This is a genomic window from Streptococcus mobilis (genome assembly GCF_059727625.1).
Genome location: NZ_AP041823.1, coordinates 1,983,245 through 2,003,577, shown reverse-complemented (window position 1 = coordinate 2,003,577; position 20,333 = coordinate 1,983,245). Strand labels below are relative to the sequence as shown.

Genomic DNA, 20,333 nt, shown 5'->3' with positions numbered 1-20,333 from the left:
GCTTCCTTAGGAATTTTTCCTAAGGGGCTTTTTCTTTAATCTGCGTAAGAAAGACTGTAAATTGTGCCTAGGTTTTGGAGGAGGATTCGCTACAATAGAGCTAGTAGAATGAGGAGGATTAGGACATGTATCAATTTCCAAAGGATTTTTTATGGGGGAGTTCGACCTCGGGTCCACAGACAGAAGGGCGTCTAGAGCAGGATGGAAAAGGTGACAATCTCTGGGATTACTGGTATAGGATCGAACCCAACCGCTTTTATCAAGAGCAGGGACCGGAGAAAACATCGACTTTTTATGAACACTGGGAAGACGATCTGGATCTCTTGTTAGAAACCGGCCACACAGCTTTTCGGACGTCTATTCAGTGGTCCCGCATTTTCCCAGAAGGCCGAGGGGAGATCAATCAAGCAGGCGTTGATTTCTACCGTCGTGTCTTTGAAAAGATTAAGGAAAAAGGGATTCACCTCTTGGTTAACCTCTATCATTTTGATTTGCCGATGGCTCTCCAAGAGCAGGGCGATGGTTGGGAAAACAAGGAAACCGCCTATGCTTATCAGGAATATGCGCGTTTTTGTTTCAAGACCTATGGGGATCTGGTCGACCAGTGGATCACCTTTAATGAACCCATTGTCCCTGTGGAGTTTGGTTATTTTTATGATGCCCATTTTCCTCATAAGGTAGATGCAGCTGCAGCTGTAAAAGTAGCCTACCACACCCAGTTAGCAAGCTCTCTAGCGGTCAAGGCCTGTCACGAGGTGGATCCCAATTCCCGGATCGGGATTGTGCTCAATTTGACACCAGCCTATCCTCGGAGTCAGCATCCAGAAGATATTAAAGCTGCTCGTATCGCCGAGCTCTTTCAAGCCAAATCTTTTTTAGATCCTTCGGTTCTTGGCCACTATCCTCAAGAATTAGTGGAGATCTTGCGGGAGCGTGATCTCTTGCCAGATTATGATCCCTTTGAGTTGCGCTTGATGGAGGAAAATACCGTCGACTATCTAGGTGTTAACTATTACCAACCACTCCGTGTAGCAGCTCCTCGTTATGCTCCGAATCCAGCTTCTCCCCTACTCTTTGAGCAATTTTATGAACCCTATGTCATGCCAGGTCGCAAGATTAATCCCCACCGTGGTTGGGAAATCTATGAGCAAGGCCTGTATGACATTGCCAAAAATATCAAGGAAAACTATGGCAATATCGAGTGGATCCTGACAGAAAATGGGATGGGGGTCGAAGGAGAGGAAAAATTCCGCAAGGATGGAGTGATCCAAGACGACTACCGGATTGACTTTGTCAAAGACCATCTTCGTGAGCTCCATCGGGCTATTCAAGATGGTGCCAATTGTAAAGGCTATTTGATCTGGACCTTTATTGACTGCTGGTCTTGGCTCAATGGCTACAAGAACCGCTATGGTTTAGTTGAGTTGGATCTCGAAAGTCAAAAACGCACCCTCAAAAAATCCGGCCATTGGTTTAAAGAACTAAGCCAAGCCAATGGATTTAAAGACTAAATCGAGATCCGTAGCCCATCTTCAATTCGTATTGAGCCTCCTCGCATTGTCGTTTTAAAGCTTGGAGTCAAACAGTTCCCCAAACGGTTTGACTCTCAATTATTCCGAATGTCTGAAACCATTCTGTTTCAGACATTTTTCTTGCAGTGGAAATTTTCTCAAATGACTTTGTCTTCAATCTTAACGCTAACTTAACTAGACCAATTTTCTTGAATTTCCTAGTTGACAAACTGGAAGAAGCATTGTATACTGACTCCGCTGGTTGCTTTTTAGGTAAATTAGACTAGACCAATTTTAAAGTAACTGAGAAATCGACCATGGGTCGTTTGACTAAGTAAAGGGGAAAGTATAGCAAGGCTATATCGTAAAGACTATGTGCGGAATCGTTGGTGTTGTAGGAAATACAAATGCTACTGATATTTTGATTCAAGGACTTGAAAAACTCGAATACCGAGGCTATGACTCTGCGGGTGTTTTTCTGGCTAGTGAAGGCAAGAGCCAATTGGTAAAGGCAGTTGGCCGCATTGCAGAATTGTCGTCTAAGGCAGAAGGTGTCGAAGGAACAGCTGGGATCGGACATACCCGCTGGGCCACTCACGGAAAACCAACTGAGGACAATGCTCACCCACACCGCTCTGAAACAGGTCGCTTTGTATTAGTCCACAATGGGGTCATTGAAAACTACCTTGAAATCAAGGAAGAATACCTAGCAGGTCACCATTTCAAAGGGCAAACGGATACAGAAATCGCTGCCCACTTGATCGGAAAATTTGCTGAAGAAGATGGCTTATCTACGCTTGAAGCCTTCAAAAAAGCCCTCCACATCATCCGTGGGGCCTATGCTTTTGCTTTGATGGATGCGGAAGATCCAAGCACCATCTATGTGGCAAAAAATAAATCACCACTTTTGATCGGTCTTGGAGATGGTTACAATATGGTCTGCTCGGATGCCATGGCCATGATTCGTGAAACCAACCAATACATGGAAATCCATGATCAAGAGTTGGTCATTGTCAAGGCTGACAGCGTTGAAGTTCAAGACTATGATGGAAACGTCAAAGAACGGGATAGCTACACGGCTGAACTCGACCTTTCTGATATTGGAAAAGGGACTTACCCATACTACATGCTTAAAGAAATCGATGAGCAACCAACTGTCATGCGTAAGTTGATCCAAGCCTATACAGATGAATCTGGTCAAGTAGTGGTAGACCCAGCTATTATCAAGGCTGTTCAAGAAGCAGACCGGATCTATATCCTTGCGGCTGGTACCTCTTACCATGCTGGATTTGCTTCTAAAAAAATGTTGGAAGAGTTGACGGATACCCCAGTAGAACTCGGTATTTCATCTGAGTGGGGCTACGGTATGCCACTTCTCAGCAAGAAACCACTCTTCATCTTTATCAGCCAATCTGGTGAAACAGCCGATAGCCGCCAAGTGTTGGTCAAAGCCAATGAAATGGGAATTCCAAGCTTGACAGTGACCAATGTTCCAGGTTCAACTCTTTCACGTGAAGCAGACATGACCATGTTGCTCCATGCTGGTCCTGAAATTGCGGTAGCTTCTACTAAGGCTTATACGGCTCAAATCGCAGCCCTTGCCTTTCTGGCTAAAGCTGTTGGGGAAGCCAATGGCAATGAGAAGGCCAAAGCCTTTGATTTGGTGCACGAATTGTCTATCGTTGCCCAATCGATCGAATCAACCCTTTCAGAAAAAGAAGTGATCGATGAAAAAGTCCGTGGCTTGTTGGAAACAACCCGCAATGCTTTCTATATCGGCCGTGGCCAAGATTACTATGTTGCCATGGAAGCTAGTCTGAAACTAAAAGAAATTTCTTACATCCAATGTGAAGGCTTCGCAGCGGGTGAGTTGAAACATGGTACCATTGCTTTGATCGAAGACGGTACACCGGTCATCGCTCTCTTATCTGATCCAGTCCTAGCCAGCCACACACGTGGAAATATCCAAGAAGTGGCAGCACGTGGGGCTCATGTCTTAACCATTGCAGAAGAAAATGTCGCTAAAGAGACAGATGATTTAGTCTTGACGGCGGTTCACCCTTACCTCTCTCCAATCTCAATGGTGGTGCCAACCCAATTGATTGCTTACTTTGCAACCCTTCATCGTGGACTCGATATCGACAAACCACGGAACCTTGCTAAGTCTGTAACAGTTGAATAAATTAGTTATTATAGAAAAAAACATCCTCGTTAGGTTTTTCCTAGCGAGGATGTTTGCTTTATTTGTCAAAACCTTGCAAGGCTTTGAGGCGTTCTTCTGTTTGTCCCTTGGCGTCTAGTTTTTTACCTTGGTAAACAGCAGATTCCCATGATCCGTACATTGGATTTGGGAAGATGATGAATTTTTCACCAAATTCTTTTTGCAATTCGTCCAATTTCTTGTCGCGATCAGCTTCGGATGTCTTAGAGAAGTCTGCAAAGTCCACTAGGTTGTCCCCAAAGAGCAAGACAAGATTGGTCTTTTCTTGTACAGCTTGGCGACGGCCTTCTTTTGATTTGACACCATCTTCTAAGAACATGAGGTGGTCACGTCCTTGAACCGGAATGCCTTCTTTTTCAAGGTTCTTGATGGTATCATCTACTTGAGAGGTTGTACGGTCAGAAATGTAGTAGATTTGAACCCCGTTTTGATCCGCATATTGAAGAAAATCTTTGGCACCTGGCACCGCTTTTGCGGCTGCTTTTTTCACCCAAACATCCCAATCTTTAGGATTGAAGGCCGTACCATCTTTGACGTTTTGAACTTGGTAAGGGCTGTTGTCTAAAACAGTTTCATCCAAATCCAAGACGATTGAGTATGGCTTATCAGAAGGCGTTTGGAGGATCTCTTTCAAACGGTCAGTAGCGACATTGTAGCCTTGTAAATACAAAGCCTTGGTTTCTGCTGCCTTTTGGTACCAGAGAACAGACATGGTATTTTCTTGTGAGCGCTGTTGATCATAGGTCATTGTTACCTGATTTTTAGTGCTGCTTGCTTTTGTCTCTTGCGTTTTGTTGGTGTTGCTTCCACAACTCGTCAGTAAAATGACAGAAGCAAGAGCAGAAACGATGGTAAAGGTGGTTTTTGTTGTTTTCATAAACCGTACACTCCTTAAAATTTTTCTATAAAAATTATACTCTTTTCAATCTTGCCTGACAAGAAAGAGGAGAAGGGGATCCAGGGAATGGTAAAATGAATAGGAAGAAAGAAATGTTGATATGAAGGGCTTTTTCACCTCAATAGATGCCATTTTTCAGCTTAAAAGAAGGGGTATAGTTATCTGCTATAACCGGATCAAGAAAACTTCAAAGCAACCTTTTTCTTCTAAAATGAAAGAATAAAGAAAGATCCCCGCAAGTCCCTATTTTCAAGGACTTGCGTTTTTTTGATACCTTTCTTAATAAAGAAATTTTAAGGCCTTGATAGGGAAAATATATTAGTCAGCTACTTTTCGAGGTGATATCATGGTTACAAATTTCAGAAGGAAAGCAGTCAATCTTTCTTTTGGAGAAAAGATGAGGAGGATGCACAGTATGAGTAAAAAAGAATTGGTTCTTCGTGCCATTCGAGGCGAAACAGTAGAACGAATCCCTGTAGGTTTTTGGCTCCATTATGTGACCCAAGAAGAAAAAGAATTGGGTCTAGACAATCCGGCTGTAGTAGAAAAGAGTATTAAGGGCCACCAACACTATGTAGAAGAAATTTCACCTGATTTTGTCAAGATCATGAGCGATGGCTTCTTCCGCTATCCGAGTGCACTTTATTCGAAAGAGATCACATCAATCAAAGAATTGAAGGATATTCAACCCATTGGAGAGCATCATCCTTGGATTGAAAAACAAATTGAAGTGGTCAAGGAGATTCGTTCTCATTTCCATGAAGAGATTGCTTCTTTCTACAATATCTTCTCGCCCATTTCTTATTTGAAACGTTGGTTCCGTACGGACCAATCCCGTGGAGACCAAGTGATTGCAGACTTTATCAAGGAAGATCCGGAAACTTTGGTCCATGTCCTTGACGTGATTGCAGGAGACATCGCTACTTTAAGTCGCCGCTTGATCCAAGAAGCAGGTATTGAAGGGATTTACTTTTCAACCCAGCAGATCCAAGATGAGCGTGTGACAGATGAAGAGTACCGCAAGTTCATTGAGCCTAGCAGCATCGCTGTCCTAGAAGCAGCCAATGAAGCTGGAGGCATCAATATCCTTCATATCTGTGGTTTTGAAGGGGCCAGCAATGAAGTGGAACTCTTCAAGGATTATCCAGCTCAAGTCATTAACTGGACGACCCATCATGAAGGCCTTAGCCTATCCGCAGGTCGCAAACTTTTCGGCGATCGTGCCGTTTTGGGTGGCTTTGTCAATGGCAAAAAAGGCTTGCTCTATCAAGGGGAACGAGAAGCTATTGAGCAAGAAACTCGCCGCTTGGTGGCTGAAGCCGGAAGTCGTGGTTTGATCCTTGGAGCAGACTGTACCGTACCAGATGATTTCCAATTGGAACGCTTAGATTGGGTACGTCAAGCGGCTGTATTGTAAGAAGAAAGGAGAGGGAGATGAAAAAGATCAGTGTATGGTGCATCCTGGTAACCGTTTTGTTTTTACTTTTAGGGCTTAGTAAAGCCACTCTAGCAAGCAGTCAGGGGAAAGCAAAGAAAGATCCAGATATGGCAAGACTGGAGAAAATTCCAGCCCATAGTCTCTCCCTCCTTCGCCCGTCTGATCTAGCAGGAATTCTTCTTCTCGAAGATCAGTGATAAAAAAAGATGAAGAGCTTGATAAAAAATATATATTAGTCAAAGCATCATTGAAGTGATAAGATAACAAACAAGAAAAGATAGAACGAGGTAAGAACATGTCAGCAAAAAGAGAATTAGTGTTAAAAGCTTTTAAAGGAGAAGCAGTTGACCGTGTGCCAGTTGGATTTTGGCATCATTTTACAACAGAAGAAGAATGGTTGAAAGGATTTTCGAATCCGGAAATTATTGAAAAAAACCTCAATGGCCATAAAAACTTCCTTCACAAGGTCAAACCAGACTTTGTCAAACTCATGAGTGATGGTTACTTTGCTTATCCAAACCCAGCCATTCACAAAGGCCTTGAAAATATCTCTGACTTAGCAGGGATTGAACCACTCGGAGCAGACCATCCATGGATCACAGAGCAGGTAGAGCTTGTTAAAAAAATCCGTGCCGGTTTTGAAGAAGACATTGTGGCTATCTACAATATCTTTGCTCCTGTGACCTACTTCAAATGGTTGGTCGGAGAAGTTTCAGGAGGAGATGACTTGATCGCAAACTTTATCGATCAAGATGCAGCAACTCTTAAAAAAGTATTGGATACAATTGGCCAAGATATTGCAAGTTTGAGCCAACGAATCATCAAAGAAGCAGGAGCAGACGGGATCTACCTCAGTGTTCAAAGTATCCAAGATGCGCGGGTTACACAAGAAGTTTATAAAAACATTATTGCACCGAGTGAATTCCATGTCTTAGAGGCAGCTAAGGAAGCCGGTGGCGTAAATATTCTTCATATCTGTGGCTACGAAGGAGCTCGCAATGATATCCATCTCTTCATAGACTACCCAGCCCAAGTCATTAACTGGGCAGTCGGACCAGAAGGCATCAGCCTAGCAGAAGGACGCGAAATCTTCGGTGGACGCACGGTTCTTGGTGGTTTTGAAAATGGCAAAAATGGTCTTCTTTACACAGGAGATAAGGCTGCGATCCAAGCAGAAACCAAACGCATCATCGCAGAAACAGGAACCACAGGTTTGGTCATTGGTGCCGATTGTACGATTCCAAGTGACATTGATGAAGAACGAATCGAATGGGTTCGTGAAGCTGCAGCAGAATAAGGAAAATAGAAAGAGGGAGAACAGAGTATGAGTAAAAAAACATGGATTATCGGTGGGGTGGCAGTACTTGCCATTGCAGGTGCAACCATTCTTGGACGGAGCTTGAACCATGCAAACGACAGCAAAGGCTCGACAGGATCTAATAAAGTAACAACCTTGAAAGTAGCCCACACTCAAAACTATGTACCGTATGATTTCGTTGATGAAAAAGGAGAATCAGATGGCTATGAAGTAGCCGTTCTCAAAGCCATTGACGAAAAACTACCGGACTACAAGTTTGAGTACACTGGAACAAGTGATGATGACCTCTTGATCGGTCTAGAATCTGGTAAATACGATATCGGAACCAAAGGAGCTTGGTATACCGAAGAACGTGCCAAGAAATTTATCATTCCAAAAGAACCAATCGGAGCAAGTATCATCGGATTTACCGTTCGGAAAGAAGATGCGAATAAATACAAGAACATCGATGACTTCGCTAAAGAAAAAGGAAAATTGGTTCCAATTTCACCACAAAATGCGCAGTGGAATGTTATTAAAGAATACAATGAAAAGCATAAGGACCAACAAATCGAATTAACAGCTGCGGAATCTTTCAAAGTCGCAGATGCTTATGCTTGGGTTCTTGAAGGACGTTACGATGCCTTCTTTGACATCAAACTTTCCTTTGAAAAAGCTGTCACAGATAAAGATGGTTCTTACCACCAATATGCGGACAAACTGAGCTGGTTTGCCTACAAAGGAATTCCAACTTACCCATTGATCCATAAGGATAAGAAAAACGAAAAATTTGCGGAAGAATACAGCAAGGCCATCAAAGAATTAGAAAAAGATGGCACACTTGCTAAATTGTCGAAAAAATATTTCGGTGAAGATGTCTTCAGTTATGTAGATAAAGAGAAATAAGATGAAACTGGGTGCGCATAGCCCCAGCTTCCTTATTTCTATACGGATACAGAAAGGAAAAGAAACATGGTCTCATACGACATTTCCAAGGTCTGGTCATTTCTTCCAACCTTGGTCCAAGCTCTACCAGCGACCCTAGCTTTGATGGTTTTAACGACGGTTCTCGGTTCTGCATTTGGCTTGGTTTTGACCTGGGCACAAGTATCAGAAGATAAGGTAGGAGCAGGTCTGGCAAAAGGTTATGTCTTTACCTTGCGTTGTACCCCTCCGATTGTCTTGCTCTTTTTGGTCTTTTATGGACTTCCCCAATTTTTGAACTGGTGGTTGGGCATTGACATTGACCACTGGTCCAAGTTTGTCTTTGTCCTTGTTGCCATGTTTCTTCTCTTTGCCGCTATGATCTCTGAGGTTTTCAAGGCAGCCTATTTGGCCATTCCAAAAGGTCAGATGGAAGCGGGCTTGAGTATCGGCTTGACGCCGGCTCAAACCATTTGGCGGATTGTCCTTCCCCAAGCCTTTCGTGTGGCTCTTCCAAATATGACGACTGCCATCTTAAACCTCATGCGCGACGCCGCTTTGGCTTATACCATTGGCTTTATCGATATCATGGGAGCAGGAAATAACTTGATCAGCCGCAATCTTGGGAATTATTCCCTCGAGACCTATACAGCTGTAGCAGTGATCTACTGGGGAATTGCCCTTGTCATCTCCCTCTCAGCTCAACTCCTTGAGAAACGACTCAGTGTAACAGAAAGGTAGCTTATGGATTTCAATTTTATTAGTAAAACATTTCTAGCCACCTTGGGTGGTGTTCCAGTGACCCTTCTGATCATGGTCGTATCGATCCTCTTGAGTTTTTTTCCAGCTCTCTTTTTGGCACTCGGTCAGATCTATAAGGTCAAAGGTGTTCGCAGTTTCTCAGTGATTTACTTAGCTTTTATCCGCGCGACACCTCCCATTCTCTTGATTCTCTTCTTTTATAGTCTCTTTCCCAGCCTCTTAAATAGCTTTTTTAAGAGTATTGGCAGTCACTTTAATGTCTTTGAGATCAATCCCATTTACTATGCCTTTATCATCTTTAGCTTGATGACAACGGGGAGTCTTGCTGAAATTCTACGGTCAGCCATTCTGACGGTGGATAAGGGCCAGCTAGAAGCAGCGCAAGCCATTGGTTTGACCAATCGCCAAGCCTATATCCGCATTGTTTTTCCACAAGCCTTGCGTTCAGCCCTGCCCAATTTGTGTAACCTGGTCATCAACTTGGTCAAAGGAACCTCCCTTGTTTTTGTCATGACCATCAAGGATATCACCGCCATTGCCAAGGTCGAAGCCTCTTATGGCTATCAATATTTTGAATCCTATCTAGTGATTTTTATTCTTTATATTGTCATTTGTGGGGTGATTCAGTGGGGATTCAATCTCTTAGAAAAACGCCTGACACTCGCATAGAAGAAGGAGAAATAAGAAGATGTTAGAAGTAGAACACGTATCGAAAAAATTTAAGGACCACCAGGTCCTGGTAGATGTTAATCTCAAGGTCAACCAAGGGGATGTCGTCGTTATTTTAGGTCCGTCTGGATCAGGAAAAACAACCTTCCTTCGCTGCCTTAACCACTTGGAAAAGGCAGATACAGGGCACCTAACCCTAGGTGGAAAAGAGTATGACCTCTCAAAACTCAGCAAAAAAGAGATTCTAGAAATCCGCCAAAAGACAGCCTTTGTCTTCCAGCATTACAATCTCTTTGCCAACAAAACAGCGCTTGAAAATATCTTAGAAGGCCTGGTTGTAGCCCGTAAGATTCCAAAAGAAGAGGCCATCAAACGGGCAGAATCAGCCCTTGAAAAAGTTGGTCTCCTCGCTTATAAGGATTACTATCCTTCTCAATTGTCAGGTGGCCAGCAGCAACGGATCGGAATCGCGCGTGCCATCGCAGTGAAACCAGACGTGATCTTGCTGGACGAGCCAACTTCAGCGTTAGACCCAGAGTTGGTCGGGGACGTCTTAGATGTCATGAAGCAGTTGGCCCAAGAAGGAGTGACCATGGTTGTGGTGACGCATGAAATGGGCTTTGCGCGTGATGTGGCCAATCATGTCATCTTTATGGATAGCGGACACATCATCGAAGAAAATGAACCCCATGAATTCTTCAACAGTCCAAAAGAAGAACGAACCAAACAATTCCTTTCACGGATTTTATCCGATGCCACTTATAGCGTCGAATACATGATTTAACAAGAGACACACCCAGTAAGGGTGTGTTTTTTGGATTCTGGAAAAAATTTTTAAAAATTGGGTCATTTTTTAAAAATCATTACGAATAATATAAGTGAGAGGGAACATATGACTGATAAAAAACAAGGATTAATGCTACTATTCTTACTGACTTTGTTTCTAGGAGGCTGCAGTCTTTTTACAGATAAAGCTGCTGAGAGAAGGGAAATGATTCAGATCGCAGAAAGCACGAAAATGGAGCGAGCGATAAAACACTTGTTAATCAGTATCGATCCGAAAGCTTTCACTTCAGAAGGGATCATTCACTCCTATACCCTGATAAAAGGTGAATTGGAATACAATCCAATGGGAGGGATGAATGTCACTCTCGTTATCAATGGCGATAAAGAGTTAACGATCGATACGACTGTTCAAATGGAAGATTCAGGACAGTTCGAAGCAGGTAGTTATGGTATTTCAGCAAAATTAGATGATCTGTTAAGTAAAGCAGAAGAGACTGGGAAATAAACTCATTCAGGTAAATACCCCTAATATAGGAAAATAGAAACATTTCTGAATCAAAGTTGGTATGTTACATCAATAGCTAGTGCTTGTAACGATTTGGCAACATTTTTTAACAAAAGTAACATTTCAGGTATGAATAGAATTTTGTATAATAAATTCTAAGAAACCTGAAGAAAGAAATGGGAAGAAATGAAAAAAAGTAAATTAATTGTGTTGATAATGGTAGTATTTAGCCTGAGCTTAGGAGGATGTAGCTTTTTTAATGGACAATCTGCCAAGAAACAAGAAATGATTCAAATCGCAGAGAGTAAGAAGATGAAAGTGGCGATTGAAAATATGTTGAAAAAATTAGATCCTAAAGCTCTTACTCCAGAAGGAAAAATAAAATCATATAAAATCTCTAAAGATGATTTAGATTATAATCCGATGGGAGGGCTATTAGTAAAAATAGTTATAAATAATGATGAAAAATTAGTTTTAAGCACAACTATACAAGAGGACGCTACAACAGGGAAATATGAAGAGACCTATTTTGGGGAAACAGAGGAGTTAAGTGATTTATTAGATAAGGAGTGATAATGGCTAATAATTTAAATTTCAATGATCAACAAAATGTTAAAGCTGCTCTACTTGAATACGAAAAAGATGTCAAAATAAATGGAAAGTTTAAAATTGGGACGAAGAAAGACGAATACATTGGTAATGTTGCCCATATTTATGATAACGTAAATGACAATGAGGAGCAGGTCTTCGTTCTTACTAATAATGGCCAAGGCGCGCAACAAAATGCAGTCCCCTATACTGCTTCTGATGAAGCGCGTGCCCAAATCCATGACGTGACTGTCTTGATGAAGGGATCTGAAACTGAAATAAGTACCCAAAAATTACTCCATGATACATTTACAGATTGGGTAAAGACAGACCTGCCAGCAGCTTCCAATATTTTGAACCCTGGTGGTGCGAGCGAGTATGCAACTGAATATGCGAAGAAGTATGCGCGTGATAAGGCTAAAGATGATTTTAACAATTTTGTAGAAGCTTTTGAAGATGCGGTTGTTCCTAATTCTGTTAGGCTTCCGCCGGATGCCACGCCCTTTGGCAGGTTTATGAAAAAAGCGATGGACAATCCTGTCAGCAATTTCATACAGGAAAAAGCATCAGATGCGGTCGGCTTTTTTGCAGAAAGAACAGCCGAAGAACAGGTTAAATTTCCTGCTTTAATGGGAGCTGCTTTTTTAAAAAAATACAATGATGAAAACGGTACTTTCCCGCCTCCGCAATTTAAAGATGCTGCAGCTCATTTGAAAGAGGTGATCCGAAAATACCCTAATGCCAAGATTGATCTATACGGTCACTCTCTGGGGTCTATGAATATTCAGTATGCGCTTGCCTGCTTGACGGAAGAGGAAGCTTCTCATATTGGGACCGTCCACCTATATAATGGCCCTAATGCCTATCCTATCTTAACACCCGAGCAAAAAGCGCGTATAGATTCGCTGAAGTACAAAATCTATAACCACATTGACCATAAAGATTTGGTTAGCTTGGGCTATCAGGATTCTGGAAGCAAGGAATCCAGTGGGATTGTCAAACACCTCAAAACTAAGAATTTGAAAAATACTGGCCTGCAGCACATGATGCATGGTTATATCTATGATAAGGATGGGAATTTGGTTCTTGAAAAGGGAACGGAAGCCATCACTCGGAAGGAAATCATTGAAGAGCGGATGAAGGTTTACTATCGCCTAAAGGATAAATTGCAAAAAACAGGTGGTGGACTGAGCTCAAGTGAACGGATTTATCTTGATACTTTGCAGGCACGCTTGGCTTCTGATGAGCTGATTCGAGTAGTGGATGAAGGGCTGGGGCAAGCTCAGAAATCTAAGGTACAACTGGATACAGATTTAGAAGCTTTGGAGAAAGTATTACAGACCGTTCCGAAAGGCTTCATTCTCAATCTTTCCGAAGTAGAAGAGGCCTATGCACAGGCTGGTGCAACAAGGCAAACAGTTGTCACTGAAGTAAGAGAAAGGTTCGACAACCGTTTGGCTGCATATCAGTCCTTATCGAATGAATTCCATGCTTTAAACGAGCAAGTGAATGCAGGAATTGAGCTCTTAAAAGCAAAAGATCAAGAAATAGCAGGAGAAATGAACCAGTGGGAACAACTAGCTTATTAATTTCATCTATTCTTTCGAAAAAGGGAAAGAAACTAGATCACTTGGAAAGAGAGTTTCAAAAAGCGCGCTTGGAGCTAGATGAAAAGCGTTGCCTAGTGGAAAGAAAACAGCAGCTCTTCACCCAGATGCTGGAAGAAGAGTATGCGATGGCAGCTTCCTTCTTACAAGAGCAGGAAGTTGATAACAGTTGTGGATGGGAGTCCCTCCATCGCTGTATCGAAGAGTATGATCTCGAAGCTAGAGAAGCTGCACAAGTAGCCTTAAAACAGATCGAAATCGAGGAAGAGAATTTATGGCAATCCTACCGGAAAGATAGACGCCAACTGGAAGAGGAGTTTGCACAAGATAAAGTTTCATAGTATAGAAGAGGAGGAAGTATGGGTGACAGTCCAGTCAAAGATTTCTTTGATTTAGATATGAAAGATAAGATGAGGATCATCGAAAGCCGAAAGAAACTTGAAAAAGATTTAATCCGTGTTGTCTATGCGCCCGTTTTATTGACCTGCAAGGCAGGAGTTGAGAAGCGTTACAATAATGGATTGACTGCGATTGCAACAGTAGCCGAAGAAGACGTCCAGGTAGTTGGAAAGCAACTGGATCAGTCGATAGTGGGTCAATTTGCTAAAAATGTACAGACAGCTATTCAAGAAAAAGCTGGTAAATTTAAATCTATCTAGCCAAGAACTTCTATTTAAATATGGAATCTGGAGTGACATCCAGATTTTTTTAATAAATTTAAAAAATTATGTAAAAAAAGTGTTGACAAAGAAATCAGTCTGCGTTATAATAATTTATGTAAACAAAAAGAGGTTGGGAAAACCTACTGGTTTACAAGATCAATAGTGGAAAGGAGATGGTGATATGCTATTTCCAGAATTCAGACAACTAATTGATAAAAGGAAAAATAGAAACTGTTAGCCTGTAGGGCTATTATTAAATAAATGAATTAAAATTATGTAAACAATCAAATAGCAGCCAATTGGTCTGCTAATTTTCAAGAATGAATTAAAATTATGTAAAATAGAGGTATACAATATGAATAACAACTTTAACAATATGGATGATCTTTTCAATCAACTAATGGGAAATATGGGTGGTTTTCGTTCTGAAAGCCGTCGCTACATGATCAATGGTCGTGAAGTGACACCTGAAGAATTCGCTATTTACCGCCAAACTGGTCAACTGCCAAATGAAGGAAGCGAGCAAGTGCAACACCATCAAGGTAAAGGGATGAAACAAGATGGGATCCTTGCAAAACTTGGTCGTAACTTGACCGAAGAAGCTCGTGAAGGAAAATTGGATCCGGTCATCGGACGTAATAAAGAAATTCAAGAAACTGCTGAAATCTTGTCTCGTCGTACCAAGAACAACCCTGTCCTTGTAGGGGATGCCGGTGTTGGTAAAACAGCAGTTGTAGAAGGTTTGGCACAAGCTATTGTGAACGGGGATGTTCCAGCTGCTATCAAGAACAAAGAAATCATCTCGATTGATATTTCTGGTCTAGAAGCTGGTACGCAATACCGTGGTAGCTTTGAAGAAAATATTCAAAATCTGATCCAAGAAGTCAAAGCTATGGGAAATGTCATTCTCTTCTTTGATGAAATCCATCAAATTCTTGGTGCAGGTAGCACAGGTGATGGTCAAGGATCTAAAGGTCTTGCGGATATCTTGAAACCAGCTCTTTCACGTGGGGAATTGACAGTCATTGGGGCAACCACTCAAGATGAATACCGTAACACCATCTTGAAAAATGCGGCTCTTGCTCGTCGTTTCAACGAAGTGAAAGTCAATGCTCCATCAGCTGAAGATACTTTCAAGATTCTCCAAGGGATCCGTGATCTTTATGAAAAACACCACAATGTCATCTTGCCAGATGAAGTTTTGAAAGCAGCGGTTGATTATTCGATCCAATACATTCCACAACGTAGCTTGCCTGATAAGGCCATTGACTTGGTCGATGTGACAGCTGCTCACTTGGCAGCCCAACATCCAGTAACAGATGTCCATGCTGTGGAACATGAAATTGAAGAAGAAAAAACCAAACAAGAAGAAGCTGCGGCTAAAGAAGATTACGAAGCAGCTTTGAAAGCAAAAGTTCGAATCGAAGAACTTGAAAAGAAAATTGAAAACCATACGGAAGACCATAAAGTAACAGCAACAATCAACGATGTGGCTGAATCTGTAGAACGGATGACGGGTATTCCAGTATCACAAATGGGTGCAACTGATATCGAACGTTTGAAAGATATGGGTCACCGTTTGCAAACTAAGGTTATCGGTCAAGATAAAGCCGTTGAAGCAGTGGCACGTGCTATCCGTCGGAACCGTGCAGGATTTGACGAAGGGAACCGTCCAATCGGTAGCTTCCTCTTTGTAGGTCCTACTGGTGTCGGTAAGACTGAGTTGGCTAAACAATTGGCTCTTGATATGTTCGGAACCAAAGATGCGATCATCCGTTTGGACATGTCAGAATACAGCGACCGTACAGCTGTTTCTAAATTGATTGGTACGACAGCTGGTTATGTTGGATATGATGACAATAGCAATACCTTAACAGAACGTGTTCGCCGTAACCCATACTCTATCGTCCTTCTTGATGAAATTGAAAAGGCGGATCCTCAAGTGATCACCCTTCTCCTTCAAGTCTTGGATGATGGTCGTTTGACAGATGGTCAAGGGAACACGGTCAACTTCAAGAACACTGTGATTATCGCCACTTCAAACGCTGGCTTTGGTTACGAAGCCAACTTGACAGAAGATGCGGATAAACCAGAACTCATGGATCGTTTGAAACCTTACTTCCGTCCAGAATTCCTCAATCGTTTCAACGCTGTCATTGAATTCTCACACTTGAGCAAGGGAGACCTTTCTAAGATTGTCGATTTGATGTTGGTAGATGTCAATAAGACTCTTTCTAAGAAGGAAATCGATTTGGCAGTGAGCGATGCAGCCAAAGAATATATGACTGAAGAAGGTTATGATGAAGTGATGGGTGTTCGTCCACTCCGTCGGGTAGTTGAACAACAAATCCGTGACAAAGTCACAGACTTCCACTTGGATAATTTGGATGCCAAACATCTTGAAGCTGACATGGAAGATGGTGTACTTGTGATCAGAGAAAAAGATACCAAGAAAGAAGAAAATACGGATAAAGAAGCAGAGTAACTTCTGACAGTGATAGAAAAATGGGGACTGCTATAATATAGCAGTCTTTATTTTTTCTTCCCACCTGGGGGAAATTATTCACCGTATAATGCCAAAATCCTCCTATTTGGTGCAAAAAAACATCAATAATTAGTGAAATTAATCCAATTTGAGCAAAATTATTAATAAATAAAGAAAATAAGTATATAATCTATACAAGAATAAAATTTGAGGAATGGAAGTAAGATGAGCAATACAATTGATATCTACTCAACTCCCGAATACAGAAAAGTGGAAGCCGTTGTTCAACTGATGGTTGACGGTCGCTTGACGAGCTATCGTGTCGCAACTGAAACAAACATCAGCAAAATGAGCTTGGCGACTTTGACGAAGGGAACGAGTAAAATCAAAAATATTACCTATCAAACGGCTTTGGCCTTGATTGATTGGTATGATGAGAATCATGAAAAGTATGGCATTACGATTGACTAGTCAGTAGCCCACTTTTCGTGGTTTTTTTCTTTTTCAGCAAAACTTACCTCCTCTTTGAGACTGGAGTCTGATTTTACTTGAAGAGGATGGGAAAACTTGAAAAGACGGGCGAAATTTGATATAGTATAGCATATATGAAAATTAAAGGAGAAACATATGCAAGGCGGAAGTTTGCTAATTATGCTCGTTCTTATGGTCGGTTTGATGTACTTCATGAGCCGTAGCCAAAAGAAACAGTACCAAAAACGGATGGAAAGTTTGAATAAACTTCAAAAAGGAAATGAAGTCATCACGATTGGTGGCTTGTACGGAACCATCGATGAAGTCGACACAGACCGCAAGACCGTTGTCTTGGATGTTGATGGTGTCTACCTGACCTTTGAATTGGGAGCGATCAAAACAGTTCTTCCTGTATCAGAAGGAATCTCAGCCACTGCTACAGAAGGTGCTAGTTCAGATGCCGATTCAGCCATCGAAGAATAATCATCAAAGAAGAGGCAAAGGCCTCTTTTTTGGTGGGCAAATAGGACGATGTGATGAAGGAAAGCCTTGCTGGTTCAAAAAAGAGGCCAGAGTCCCTATTTTATGGGGATTTATGGTATAATGAAGCGATAAATATTGAAATAGGTAGAAAAACATGTTTCGTTTTAAGAAAAAAGAAAAAATCGAGATACCTTTAGAAGTCCCGAAACACATTGGGATCATTATGGATGGCAATGGTCGCTGGGCGAAAAAGCGGATGCAACCGCGCGTCTTCGGTCATAAGGCAGGGATGGAAGCTCTCCAAGAAGTGACGATTGCAGCAAAAAATATGGGGGTTCAGGTCTTGACTGTCTATGCCTTTTCTACGGAAAACTGGACACGCCCTGAAGATGAAGTCAAGTTCATCATGCACTTGCCGGTCGAATTTTATGATCGTTTTGTCCCCGAATTGCATCGCAACAATGTCAAAATTCAAATGATCGGTGATACCAAGAAATTACCAAAAGAAACGCTGGAGGCTTTGGAAAGAGCAGAAGCGATGACCCATCTCAATACAGGCTTGATCCTGAATTTCGCACTCAATTATGGTGGACGTGCAGAGATCACCCAGGCTGTGAAGCAGATCGCCCAAGAAGTCTTGGATGCGAAGTTCAGTCCAGAAGATATCACAGAAGAGATGATCGCAGATTCACTCTATACTGAGAGTTTGCCACGTGTCCTAAGGGATCCAGATTTGATTATTCGTACCAGCGGAGAGATCCGTTTGAGTAATTTCCTTCCTTGGCAGGCTGCTTATAGCGAGTTGTATTTCACAGATGTGATGTGGCCAGATTTTGGAGAGGAAGCACTACGAAGTGCCATAGTAGAATATAGCCATCGCCATCGGAGATTTGGTGGTGTTTAGGAGAAGATGATGACGAAAGATTTACAAAAACGTGTGATTTTTGGAGGAATTGCCCTGCTCTTTTTCATTCCAACAGTAATGGTTGGAGGGGTGTTCTTCCAGATTGTGATTGGCTTGATCGCCATGCTAGGGGTTCATGAATTGCTCAAGATGAAGGGACTTGAGACAGCGACCTTTGAAGGAGCGCTAGCCATGTTGGCGGCCTTCGTCTTGACTTTGCCGATCGAGGACTACCTCCCTTACCTTCCAGCAGATGGCAATATGATTGCTTATGGTTTGGTTGTCCTGATTCTCATGGGAACAACTGTTCTTGCTCAGAATTACAATTATGAAGATGTGGTCTATCCCATTGCCTCTAGCTTTTATGTTGGACTTGGCTTCCATTCCTTAGTAGATGCGCGAATCGCTGGTATTGATAAGGTCTTATTGGCCCTCTTTATTGTCTGGGCTACTGATTCAGGTGCTTATCTGGTAGGAAGCCGGTTTGGGAAACGCAAGCTCATGCCTGCGGTTTCTCCTAATAAAACGATTGAAGGCAGTCTTGGGGGAATCTTGTCTGCAGTTGCGGTAACTGTGATCTATATGATCGTGGATCGTTCTGTGGCGGGTGGACATGGTTTTCTTGCGATGATCTTCTTTACCATCCTCTTTAGTATTGCAGGTCAGTTTGGAGATCTGGTAGAGAGTGCGATTAAACGCCACTTCGGTGTGAAAGATTCTGGGAAATTTATTCCAGGACATGGTGGTGTTCTAGACCGCTTTGATAGTTTGATTTTTGTCTTTCCCTTGATGCATTTCTTGGGCTTGTTCTAAGACAGAAGAGATAGAAAGGAAACCACGTATAGAACGATGCAGTTTATTGCCTTTATTGTTATTTTTGGAGTGATCGTTCTCGTTCACGAGTTTGGTCATTTCTATTTTGCAAAAAAATCGGGCATCCTGGTGCGAGAATTCTCGATCGGAATGGGTCCCAAGATCTTTGCCCATATTGGTCAAGATGGAACAGCTTATACGATTCGTATTCTACCTTTAGGTGGCTATGTGCGTATGGCTGGCTGGGGTGAGGATACAACTGAGATTAAAACCGGAACGCCTGTCAGCTTGACGCTAAATGAGGCTGGCAAGGTCGTCCGGATCAATCTTTCAGGAAAGAATCTGGATCAGACAGCTCTTCCTATGAATGTCACCCAGTTTGACTTTGAAGATAAATTAGAAATCACAGGCCTGGTTCTCGATGAGACAAAGACCTATAGTGTTGATCATGATGCGACCATCGTTGAGGAAGATGGGACAGAAGTGCGGATTGCACCGAGAGATGTTCAGTATCAGAATGCCAGCATTTGGGGACGGTTGATCACCAACTTTGCGGGTCCTATGAACAACTTTATCCTCAGTATTGTCGTCTACTCACTATTAGCCTTTATGCGCGGTGGTGCGATTGACTACTACAGCAACAATGTTCAGGTGGCACCCGATGGGGCGTTGGCTAAGGTTGGTGTCAAAAGCAATGTTCAGATCCTTCAAGTCAACAACGATACCGTTAGCAACTGGGATGAGCTGACAGATGCTGTCGAGAAGGCAACCAAAGACAGCAAGACGACTCCTGAATTGACCCTGAAAGTCAAAACAGACGGCCAAGAAAAAGAAGTCAAAGTGAAGCCAACCAAGTCAGGAAATCGTTACTATCTGGGTGTGACAAACGGCCTCAAGACTGGATTTGTGGATAAACTCTTGTCTGGTTTTACAGATACCTGGAATACAGCGACACGGATTTTGGGAGCTTTGAAAGATATCATTTTCCACTTTAGTCTCAATAAACTGGGTGGTCCGGTTGCCATCTACAATGCCAGCTCACAAGCTGCTCAATTAGGGATTCCAGCAGTCTTGTCTCTTATGGCCATGCTCTCTATTAATATTGGGATCTTCAATCTAATCCCGATTCCCGCTTTGGATGGTGGGAAAATCTTGATCAATTTGATCGAGGTCGTCCGGAGAAAGCCACTGAAACAGGAAGTAGAAACCTATATGACGCTTGCAGGTGTAGCTGTAATGGTTATTTTGATGATTGCTGTCACCTGGAATGATATTATGAAATTATTTTTGAAATAGAAAAGGATATTGT

The 20,333-nt window shown here is 42.2% G+C and carries 21 protein-coding genes; 20 read left to right on the top strand and 1 reads right to left on the bottom strand.

Annotated elements, in window-relative coordinates:
- Window positions 1-125: 125 nt before the first annotated feature.
- Window positions 126-1,511, top strand: coding sequence for a glycoside hydrolase family 1 protein (locus AC6IZR_RS09625; RefSeq protein ID WP_497848512.1), 1,386 nt, complete (start codon window positions 126-128; stop codon window positions 1,509-1,511).
- A gap of 373 nt (window positions 1,512-1,884) precedes the next feature.
- Window positions 1,885-3,693, top strand: a complete 1,809-nt coding sequence (gene glmS / locus AC6IZR_RS09620; protein WP_497848511.1) for a glutamine--fructose-6-phosphate transaminase (isomerizing) — start codon at window positions 1,885-1,887, stop codon at window positions 3,691-3,693.
- Window positions 3,694-3,751: 58 nt separating this feature from the next.
- On the opposite strand, the gene AC6IZR_RS09615 is transcribed toward glmS, so the two are convergent.
- Window positions 3,752-4,609 (bottom strand): 5'-nucleotidase, lipoprotein e(P4) family, encoded by an 858-nt coding sequence (locus AC6IZR_RS09615; protein WP_070448942.1) that lies wholly within the window; start codon window positions 4,607-4,609, stop codon window positions 3,752-3,754.
- Between the two features lie 436 nt (window positions 4,610-5,045).
- Between AC6IZR_RS09615 and AC6IZR_RS09610 the strand changes: the two genes are divergently transcribed.
- From AC6IZR_RS09610 to rseP, 18 genes are all read left to right on the top strand, one after another.
- Entirely contained in the window at window positions 5,046-6,047 is a 1,002-nt protein-coding gene (locus AC6IZR_RS09610; RefSeq protein WP_497848510.1) for a uroporphyrinogen decarboxylase family protein, read from the top strand.
- Window positions 6,048-6,064: 17 nt separating this feature from the next.
- Window positions 6,065-6,265 carry a hypothetical protein gene (locus AC6IZR_RS09605; protein ID WP_497848509.1) on the top strand — a complete coding sequence of 67 codons (201 nt, stop codon included), beginning with the start codon at window positions 6,065-6,067 and terminating at the stop codon, window positions 6,263-6,265.
- A gap of 98 nt (window positions 6,266-6,363) precedes the next feature.
- A complete protein-coding gene (locus tag AC6IZR_RS09600) occupies window positions 6,364-7,365 on the top strand; it encodes a uroporphyrinogen decarboxylase family protein (protein WP_497848508.1) in 1,002 nt (333 codons plus the stop codon).
- Between the two features lie 27 nt (window positions 7,366-7,392).
- Window positions 7,393-8,271, top strand: a complete 879-nt coding sequence (locus AC6IZR_RS09595; RefSeq protein WP_049498064.1) for a transporter substrate-binding domain-containing protein — start codon at window positions 7,393-7,395, stop codon at window positions 8,269-8,271.
- A 66-nt stretch (window positions 8,272-8,337) separates the two neighbouring features.
- A complete protein-coding gene (locus tag AC6IZR_RS09590; protein WP_049473090.1) occupies window positions 8,338-9,030 on the top strand; it encodes an amino acid ABC transporter permease in 693 nt (230 codons plus the stop codon).
- Window positions 9,031-9,033: 3 nt separating this feature from the next.
- Window positions 9,034-9,720: an amino acid ABC transporter permease gene (locus AC6IZR_RS09585; protein ID WP_003013778.1), complete on the top strand. Its 687-nt coding sequence runs from the start codon at window positions 9,034-9,036 to the stop codon at window positions 9,718-9,720.
- A gap of 19 nt (window positions 9,721-9,739) precedes the next feature.
- The gene (locus AC6IZR_RS09580) at window positions 9,740-10,504 is read left to right on the top strand and encodes an amino acid ABC transporter ATP-binding protein (RefSeq protein ID WP_497848507.1); all 765 of its coding nucleotides are present in this window, start codon (window positions 9,740-9,742) and stop codon (window positions 10,502-10,504) included.
- Window positions 10,505-10,612: 108 nt separating this feature from the next.
- Window positions 10,613-11,011: a DUF1310 family protein gene (locus AC6IZR_RS09575; protein WP_497848506.1), complete on the top strand. Its 399-nt coding sequence runs from the start codon at window positions 10,613-10,615 to the stop codon at window positions 11,009-11,011.
- 186 nt (window positions 11,012-11,197) lie between these two features.
- Window positions 11,198-11,584: a DUF1310 family protein gene (locus AC6IZR_RS09570; RefSeq protein WP_023919537.1), complete on the top strand. Its 387-nt coding sequence runs from the start codon at window positions 11,198-11,200 to the stop codon at window positions 11,582-11,584.
- 2 nt (window positions 11,585-11,586) lie between these two features.
- Window positions 11,587-13,188 (top strand): lipase family protein, encoded by a 1,602-nt coding sequence (locus AC6IZR_RS09565; RefSeq protein ID WP_497848505.1) that lies wholly within the window; start codon window positions 11,587-11,589, stop codon window positions 13,186-13,188.
- Window positions 13,167-13,547: a type III secretion protein gene (locus AC6IZR_RS09560; RefSeq protein WP_497848504.1), complete on the top strand. Its 381-nt coding sequence runs from the start codon at window positions 13,167-13,169 to the stop codon at window positions 13,545-13,547. Before AC6IZR_RS09565 ends, AC6IZR_RS09560 begins: the two co-directional genes overlap by 22 nt.
- Window positions 13,548-13,565: 18 nt before the next feature.
- Entirely contained in the window at window positions 13,566-13,865 is a 300-nt protein-coding gene (locus AC6IZR_RS09555) for a hypothetical protein (RefSeq protein ID WP_497848503.1), read from the top strand.
- Between the two features lie 358 nt (window positions 13,866-14,223).
- A complete protein-coding gene (locus tag AC6IZR_RS09550; protein WP_497848502.1) occupies window positions 14,224-16,353 on the top strand; it encodes an AAA family ATPase in 2,130 nt (709 codons plus the stop codon).
- Window positions 16,354-16,578: 225 nt separating this feature from the next.
- Window positions 16,579-16,824: a hypothetical protein gene (locus AC6IZR_RS09545; RefSeq protein WP_003009969.1), complete on the top strand. Its 246-nt coding sequence runs from the start codon at window positions 16,579-16,581 to the stop codon at window positions 16,822-16,824.
- A gap of 156 nt (window positions 16,825-16,980) precedes the next feature.
- Window positions 16,981-17,307 carry a preprotein translocase subunit YajC gene (gene yajC, locus AC6IZR_RS09540; protein WP_003004444.1) on the top strand — a complete coding sequence of 109 codons (327 nt, stop codon included), beginning with the start codon at window positions 16,981-16,983 and terminating at the stop codon, window positions 17,305-17,307.
- 154 nt (window positions 17,308-17,461) lie between these two features.
- Window positions 17,462-18,211, top strand: coding sequence for an undecaprenyl pyrophosphate synthase (uppS, locus tag AC6IZR_RS09535; RefSeq protein ID WP_003009971.1), 750 nt, complete (start codon window positions 17,462-17,464; stop codon window positions 18,209-18,211).
- A 9-nt stretch (window positions 18,212-18,220) separates the two neighbouring features.
- Window positions 18,221-19,024 carry a phosphatidate cytidylyltransferase gene (locus tag AC6IZR_RS09530; protein ID WP_023919527.1) on the top strand — a complete coding sequence of 268 codons (804 nt, stop codon included), beginning with the start codon at window positions 18,221-18,223 and terminating at the stop codon, window positions 19,022-19,024.
- A 36-nt stretch (window positions 19,025-19,060) separates the two neighbouring features.
- The gene (gene rseP / locus AC6IZR_RS09525; RefSeq protein ID WP_497848501.1) at window positions 19,061-20,320 is read left to right on the top strand and encodes an RIP metalloprotease RseP; all 1,260 of its coding nucleotides are present in this window, start codon (window positions 19,061-19,063) and stop codon (window positions 20,318-20,320) included.
- The last annotated feature ends 13 nt before the right edge of the window (window positions 20,321-20,333 follow it).

Excerpts from the sequence above, each read along its gene's own strand:
- AC6IZR_RS09625 (WP_497848512.1), top strand. The coding sequence starts at position 126 with ATGTATCAATTTCCAAAGGATTTTTTATGGGGGAGTTCGACCTCGGGT.
- rseP (WP_497848501.1), top strand. The coding sequence starts at position 19,061 with ATGCAGTTTATTGCCTTTATTGTTATTTTTGGAGTGATCGTTCTCGTT.
- AC6IZR_RS09580 (WP_497848507.1), top strand. The coding sequence starts at position 9,740 with ATGTTAGAAGTAGAACACGTATCGAAAAAATTTAAGGACCACCAGGTC.
- AC6IZR_RS09545 (WP_003009969.1), top strand. The coding sequence starts at position 16,579 with ATGAGCAATACAATTGATATCTACTCAACTCCCGAATACAGAAAAGTG.
- AC6IZR_RS09585 (WP_003013778.1), top strand. The coding sequence starts at position 9,034 with ATGGATTTCAATTTTATTAGTAAAACATTTCTAGCCACCTTGGGTGGT.
- AC6IZR_RS09600 (WP_497848508.1), top strand. The coding sequence starts at position 6,364 with ATGTCAGCAAAAAGAGAATTAGTGTTAAAAGCTTTTAAAGGAGAAGCA.
- yajC (WP_003004444.1), top strand. The coding sequence starts at position 16,981 with ATGCAAGGCGGAAGTTTGCTAATTATGCTCGTTCTTATGGTCGGTTTG.
- AC6IZR_RS09565 (WP_497848505.1), top strand. The coding sequence starts at position 11,587 with ATGGCTAATAATTTAAATTTCAATGATCAACAAAATGTTAAAGCTGCT.
- AC6IZR_RS09555 (WP_497848503.1), top strand. The coding sequence starts at position 13,566 with ATGGGTGACAGTCCAGTCAAAGATTTCTTTGATTTAGATATGAAAGAT.
- AC6IZR_RS09590 (WP_049473090.1), top strand. The coding sequence starts at position 8,338 with ATGGTCTCATACGACATTTCCAAGGTCTGGTCATTTCTTCCAACCTTG.
- glmS (WP_497848511.1), top strand. The coding sequence starts at position 1,885 with ATGTGCGGAATCGTTGGTGTTGTAGGAAATACAAATGCTACTGATATT.
- AC6IZR_RS09595 (WP_049498064.1), top strand. The coding sequence starts at position 7,393 with ATGAGTAAAAAAACATGGATTATCGGTGGGGTGGCAGTACTTGCCATT.
- AC6IZR_RS09575 (WP_497848506.1), top strand. The coding sequence starts at position 10,613 with ATGACTGATAAAAAACAAGGATTAATGCTACTATTCTTACTGACTTTG.
- AC6IZR_RS09615 (WP_070448942.1), bottom strand. The coding sequence starts at position 4,609 with ATGAAAACAACAAAAACCACCTTTACCATCGTTTCTGCTCTTGCTTCT.
- AC6IZR_RS09610 (WP_497848510.1), top strand. The coding sequence starts at position 5,046 with ATGAGTAAAAAAGAATTGGTTCTTCGTGCCATTCGAGGCGAAACAGTA.
- AC6IZR_RS09605 (WP_497848509.1), top strand. The coding sequence starts at position 6,065 with ATGAAAAAGATCAGTGTATGGTGCATCCTGGTAACCGTTTTGTTTTTA.
- uppS (WP_003009971.1), top strand. The coding sequence starts at position 17,462 with ATGTTTCGTTTTAAGAAAAAAGAAAAAATCGAGATACCTTTAGAAGTC.
- AC6IZR_RS09550 (WP_497848502.1), top strand. The coding sequence starts at position 14,224 with ATGAATAACAACTTTAACAATATGGATGATCTTTTCAATCAACTAATG.
- AC6IZR_RS09530 (WP_023919527.1), top strand. The coding sequence starts at position 18,221 with ATGACGAAAGATTTACAAAAACGTGTGATTTTTGGAGGAATTGCCCTG.
- AC6IZR_RS09570 (WP_023919537.1), top strand. The coding sequence starts at position 11,198 with ATGAAAAAAAGTAAATTAATTGTGTTGATAATGGTAGTATTTAGCCTG.